The sequence below is a fragment of the Rhodopirellula maiorica SM1 genome, from assembly GCF_000346295.1.
Lineage (GTDB): Bacteria > Planctomycetota > Planctomycetia > Pirellulales > Pirellulaceae > Novipirellula > Novipirellula maiorica.
In genome coordinates this window covers 1-5,891 of record NZ_ANOG01000811.1, presented here as the reverse complement: position 1 = coordinate 5,891, position 5,891 = coordinate 1, and the positions used below count along the sequence as shown (strand labels likewise).

The window sequence follows — 5,891 nt, the reverse complement described above, 5'->3', positions numbered from 1 at the left end:
ATCCCGCCGGGGCAAGCCCGGCGGAAATACGTGACTTCCGCAACTTAATTACCGCACGTTCCTTCGCGACTGACGACCGCCACGAAGACGTCGTCCCAATTGACTGGGAAAACAAAAAATGACGTGGCCCAACAAAAAAACGCCGCCTAAAACTTGATGTTTCAGGCGGCGTTTTTTCTATAGCGGAGGACACGGGACTCGAACCCGCAGCCCCTTACGGGGTACCTCAGTTCCAATGAGGCCGCTCACCAATTCGCTTATCCTCCGAACTCGGCTTCGCTATTCTGTGCTGGATTGCGTTTCCTCGCAACTGGTGGTGTTTTTCAGACCAACGGATTGGTAATGTAAATCTAAAAAAAACAGTGGAGAATGAGGGATGGATAACGCGGCAATCGCAGATGTGTTTGACGAAATGGCGGAACTGCTGGAATTTCGCGGCGAAAATCCGTTCCGTATCCGGGCTTATCGTAACGGAGCCCAGGCGATCCGTGATCTCGACGAGCCGGTCGTGGCCATCATCAATGATCCCGATCGCAATCTTGCCGACATTTCGGGTATCGGCAAGACGATCAGTGAGAAAACAGAGACACTGATCCAGACCGGTGGGTTACCCCAATTGGAAGAATTGCGCCAAGCGGTCCCCCAAGTTGTAATCCAAATGGCGAGGATCCCTGGATTGGGGGCCAAAAAAGCGATGAAATTGCAAGAAGCTCTGGAAATTGAATCGCTCGACGACCTGAAACGCGCCTGTCAGGAAGAACGCGTCCGCAAGGTCAAAGGATTTGGCCCCAAATCCGAAGAAACGATCATGGACGGATTGGCGATCGCCCAGCAGGCCGCCGAGCGAATCTATTGGTCCACCGGCGACGAGCTAGCGACCACGATCGGCAATCACATGCAGTCGTGTGAGGGAATCAAAAAAATGAGCTGGGCGGGCAGCTATCGTCGCGGCCGCGAAACGATCGGCGACCTCGACTTGTTAGTGGTCGCCAAAGACCGCACCGCAGCGATGGACCACTTCGAAGCCTTTCCTCAGCGGAGCCAAACGATCGCTCGCGGCGATACCAAGATCTCGATTCGCGTCGCCAAGGCATTCCAAGTCGACATGCGGCTGGTCGAAGCGAACGAGTTCGGCGCGGCACTGCAGTATTTCACCGGTTCCCAGGCACACAACGTCCACATGCGGCGGATCGCCAAAGAACATGGGTTGAAAGTCAACGAGTACGGTGTGTTCAAAACCGATGACGATTCGCGTGTGGCTGGCGAAACCGAAGAAGACGTCTACAAGGCGATCGGTATGCCTTGGATTACGCCCGAGCTTCGCGAAGATCGCAATGAATTCACATGGGCTGAAAAAGGCGAACTACCCGAGCTGATTGAAACCGCCGACATCCTCGGTGATCTGCACATGCATACCAACGCCACCGATGGGACGGCGACGCTGCACGAGATGGCCGATGCCACGATCGCCCGGGGGCTGAAGTACATTGCCATTACCGACCACAGCCAGCGTGTTTCGATGGCGTTTGGACTTGATCCCAAACGACTTCGCGAACAATGGAAAGCAATCGATACGATCCGTGACGAATACGAAGGTCGACTGGTGATCCTGAAAGGCATCGAGTGCGACATTCTGGAAAAAGGGGGCATGGATTTGCCGGACGATTGTTTAGCCGAAGCCGACTGGGTACTGGCGAGTGTCCATTACGGCCAGAAACAACCACGTGACCAGATCACCGAACGCATCCTGGGCGCAATTGAAAACCCGCACGTCGACTGTATCGCTCACCCCACCGGTCGGTTGATCAATCGTCGTCCGCCTTACGAAGTCGATATTGACGCGGTGATGACGGCCGCGAAAGCGAACGGGACGCTGATGGAGCTGAACGCAAACCCGGCACGGTTGGATCTGAATGACGTGCATTTGGCCGCTGCCAAACGTCACGGCATCCCGATCGTAATCAGCACCGACGCTCACTCGACCGACGGGCTGGACGTGATGCGATACGGGATCAAGCAAGCACGTCGCGGCGGTTTGACCAAAGCCGATGTCGCTAACACACGGTCTTGGGATGAGATGAAGAAATTGATGCGTTAGAGTTAGCGTTTGGCTGTCAAACGCTCGGCCTTGCGGCTTTCTTCGGTTGCGTAACCATAAAATCACGACACATAAAAATTTTTTAGCAGTCTGAACTGACGCCCAATCGTATCGCTGCGACGCGATGCTGCGCGGACGACCCTCACCCGAACGAAGCCTAAAGGGCCCGCTGGACCTCTCCCAAAACAAGTTTCGCACGAGGTGAATCCGTTAGGTGAGCTGCACTAAGTCCTTGGACGCAAGTTTGCGATTAGCCTCGATCGCTTTTTGCTCGAGCTCGGGTGCGACGAGCTCATAATTGACGCTGCGTTGCCGTGCTTCGAACCCGAGTTCTTCGATCGATGCACGGATTTGATCAAGTGTCAAAAAGTGAACCGTGCCGGCTTCGGCGACCACGTTTTCTTCGAGCATCAAACTGCCCATGTCGTTGGCGCCAAACAGTAGTGCCAGCTGACCAACCTTTAATCCTTGCGTGACCCAGCTGCTTTGTATGTTCGGTACGTTGTCGAGGAACAACCGCGATACCGCCAATGTTTTCAGGTACTCAAACGAGCCTTTAGGTGGGATGTGTGACAGTTCGGTATTGTCGGGCTGGAACGTCCAACAAATGAACGCGGTGAAGCCATTGGTTTCATCTTGCAGCTCGCGAACGCGGTGCAGATGCTCGATCCGCTCCTCCAGCGTTTCGACGTGTCCGAACATCATCGTACTGCTGCTGACGCCGCCTAGTTTGTGCCAGACTCGCATCACGTTTAACCAGTCGTCGGTCATGACTTTGCCGCGAGTGATCTCGTTGCGAACGCGGTCGACTAAGATTTCGGCACCGCCGCCAGGGATGCTGCCCAAACCGGCCGCCTTGAGTCGCTTGAGCACTTCTTCGATCGAAAGATTGTTGACCTTGGTGAAATGGTGCAGCTCGGGCGGGCTGAATCCATGAACGTTCACCTCGGGATAGGCACTCTTGATGTCGCTGAGCATCTCTTCGTACCAATCGAGTTTGTATTTCGGATGCAGTCCGCCTTGTAGCAAAATTTGGTTGCCGCCCAGCGCGACGGTCTCTTCGATCTTTGCCAAAAGCTCGGCGCGAGGCAGCACGTAGCCTTCGTCACTCTTGGGCCCGCGATAGAACGCACAGAAATCACAGACTGCGGTGCAGACGTTGGTGTAGTTGATATTCCGGTCGATGTTGTAGGTGCGATAGGGCTCGGGGTGCATCCGCCGCGAGACCGCTTCGGCAGCCGCCCCCAAAGCGGCGAGGTCGTGGCTTTCGAGCAAACGTAACCCTTCGGCCGAGGTCAACCGTTGGCCCTCGATGGCTTTGTCCAAAATGTCACGGATCGAATTATCGGCGGCAGGAGCGATCATGATTTTTTTAGTCGTCAGAGAATTCAGGTAGCTTGATTTCGGGTCGCCCTGTTTCAGGGCGTGTGATTCAGCGCATTCGTTTCGGGAACTAACCCGAGCGAGACCGCACGGCGACGAAACTCGTCCAATGCGGTGCGTTCCTCAGGCCCCAGCGTGTAATGCAGGTTCTCAGCAAAATAACGGTACAGGTCTTCGTTGGTTAGCCCATGGGCGGCTGCTTCACGGCTGGCGATCTCCTCGAGCGATTCCATGCCCTGGTCACGCGATGCTTCCAACGCCACCGCCAAATCGCCAACATCGACCCCCTCGCGTGCGACCCACATTGCAAACACAAAGGGTAATTGAGTCCATCGGCACCATCGATCACCCAAATCCCATATTTCTTGGTAACAGCGGGGCGCCGGATGCATCGCGCGATCGCCAATCATCAACATCGCGTCGGCATCGATCGCCTCAGGCGTCTGTTCGATCGCAAAGGGAACAATCTCAGGCCGAATGCCGTGAATTTCCCAGAGCAAAATTTGCAGTAGCGCGGCACTCGTGCGACTGCCTTCGTCCAAAGCCAATCGTTTGATTTCGGCGGCCGGAACGCGGCTGAGCAGACGAACGCTCCACACCGGGCCACGACAACCGATCACCGCGTCCGAAATGATCCTATGCGAGGGATCTCGCAGATACTCGACCGAGGGAATCAGGGCCACGTCCAGCTTGCCGGTATGCAAATCGTCCGCCAACCGGCTGGGCAAGTTAAAGGACAACCGACCACGGTCGCCGAGCCGCTCGCGCAGCCCCCATACCAACGGTTTGGTATTCAGATAGGAAACCGCGCCGATGCGAAGCGGAGCGTTAGCCAGTGAAGATGTCATCGGATCTCTTGTTCTTGTCGAGCCAATTTTGCTCGGAGCAGGTTTGTGTCGATTGGGGGCATGTCATCGAACGTGTGAACCGCGGTCACCGCTTTCTTTTATCGTTTCGGATTTCCGAAAACGGAACCAAAAGCGTCACCACATTCCTCTTCCAATCGCAATACTTTTCGAACCGCAGTCACAGGCGGTATGTAACGCCAGCGAGAGGAACAACCTACACGATTTGCTGCAATTCGTCCGCAGGGCATTGAACGGTCACCCGAACGCCACTTTTGGGATGATGAAACGTGATCGATTCGGCGTGCAGCATGATTCGCGTTTGATTTGGCGACGGCAGCCCAGCAGAAGCCCTGGTGAGATCGCTTTCTCGGTTCTCCGAAACGATCGTATCCTCATCGGAATCGTGGTTGTCATAGAGCGAATCACCGAGGATCCGATGGCCACGTAGTGCGGATTGAATTCGCAATTGGTGCATTCGCCCCGTGTGCGGAAACAGGCGAACGAGCGTGCGATCGAGTTTACTGCAATAACGAACAACTTCGACGCGGGTTTCGGCGAACTTTGCGTCGGGGTCATTTTCAGTGACACGCTCGGCCCGCGGCTGGTTGGGGACCTTTCTTAGATAGTCGGTCCAAAGCTGCTCGACGGGCTCGATATTCCCCTCAACGACCGCCAAATAATGCTTATCGACCTTTCGTGTGGCAAATTGTTCCGACAGCAGTTTGGCGACGCGTTTTCGCAGTGCAATCAGCACCACACCGCTGACGGGACGATCAAGCCGATGAACGACCGCGAAATAATCGCTACGACCGGAAAGCTGCGTCCGCAGACGTGATTCGAGACTATCGTTGCCAGGGGGCGATTGCGTCGACAGTCCTGCTGGTTTCTCGACGGCCAACATCGAGTCGCCGTCCCACAACACCTTGATCGCACTCTCAATCATCATCCGCAAACATCATCCCTCATCGTCGCAACTAGAGCATACAGTGTCGCAACTAGCATGCAGTTCGCAACGTCAGTATCGTCGTCGCGATTGATAGCCCGATACTTGATAGCCCGATACTCTAGCGGATTTCGAATCACCCTAGCGGATTTCGAATCCGATTACCGCACCCGCAACATCACCATAACGTCACGTTCTTGCACGTAACCCACGATCTTGCACGCAACCACAGCGCAAAAAAAAACGAGAGATCCCGGCCACGACAATCACTGAAGTAAGTTGTTAAAACACATGATGTCGTGTCCAAATTACTTCAACAATCGATCGACGGATCTCTCGTACCCTTAATTTGTAAAGAGAGAATCGATCACGTCAAGATGAGTTGCGTTATTGGTGGCGAAATTCAGAGCTCGCCCCACTGTCGAGATCAAGCATTTCGATCACGAAGAATGATCCCAATCACATCGACTTGCTGCATTACAACGGTCATCCTGTGAGTAGACCACACCACTTGCGAAGCGACTCACTACTCTCGAAACACGCTCATGATTACGACCATTCAACCCGCCGCTGACCACCATTATCACTTCGTCACCGGTCGATTGGCCGAGCATGCCGT

At 54.7% G+C, this 5,891-nt stretch carries 4 protein-coding genes and 1 tRNA gene; 1 reads left to right on the top strand and 4 read right to left on the bottom strand.

Annotated elements, in window-relative coordinates; translation table 11 throughout:
* Nucleotides 1-183: 183 nt before the first annotated feature.
* Nucleotides 184-266 (bottom strand) — tRNA-Ser (locus RMSM_RS26570).
* Nucleotides 267-376: 110 nt separating this feature from the next.
* Between RMSM_RS26570 and polX the strand changes: the two genes are divergently transcribed.
* A complete protein-coding gene (gene polX, locus RMSM_RS26565; protein ID WP_008704050.1) occupies nucleotides 377-2,098 on the top strand; it encodes a DNA polymerase/3'-5' exonuclease PolX in 1,722 nt (573 codons plus the stop codon).
* Nucleotides 2,099-2,308: 210 nt separating this feature from the next.
* Here polX and mqnC read toward each other — a convergent pair whose 3' ends face one another.
* From mqnC to RMSM_RS26550, 3 genes are all read right to left on the bottom strand, one after another.
* On the bottom strand, nucleotides 2,309-3,463 hold the full coding sequence (gene mqnC / locus RMSM_RS26560; protein WP_008704047.1) for a cyclic dehypoxanthinyl futalosine synthase: 1,155 nt from the start codon (nucleotides 3,461-3,463) through the stop codon (nucleotides 2,309-2,311).
* 53 nt (nucleotides 3,464-3,516) lie between these two features.
* Nucleotides 3,517-4,329: a menaquinone biosynthetic enzyme MqnA/MqnD family protein gene (locus RMSM_RS26555; RefSeq protein WP_008704045.1), complete on the bottom strand. Its 813-nt coding sequence runs from the start codon at nucleotides 4,327-4,329 to the stop codon at nucleotides 3,517-3,519.
* Between the two features lie 214 nt (nucleotides 4,330-4,543).
* Nucleotides 4,544-5,275 (bottom strand): RluA family pseudouridine synthase, encoded by a 732-nt coding sequence (locus RMSM_RS26550; protein WP_008704042.1) that lies wholly within the window; start codon nucleotides 5,273-5,275, stop codon nucleotides 4,544-4,546.
* Nucleotides 5,276-5,891: the final 616 nt, after the last annotated feature.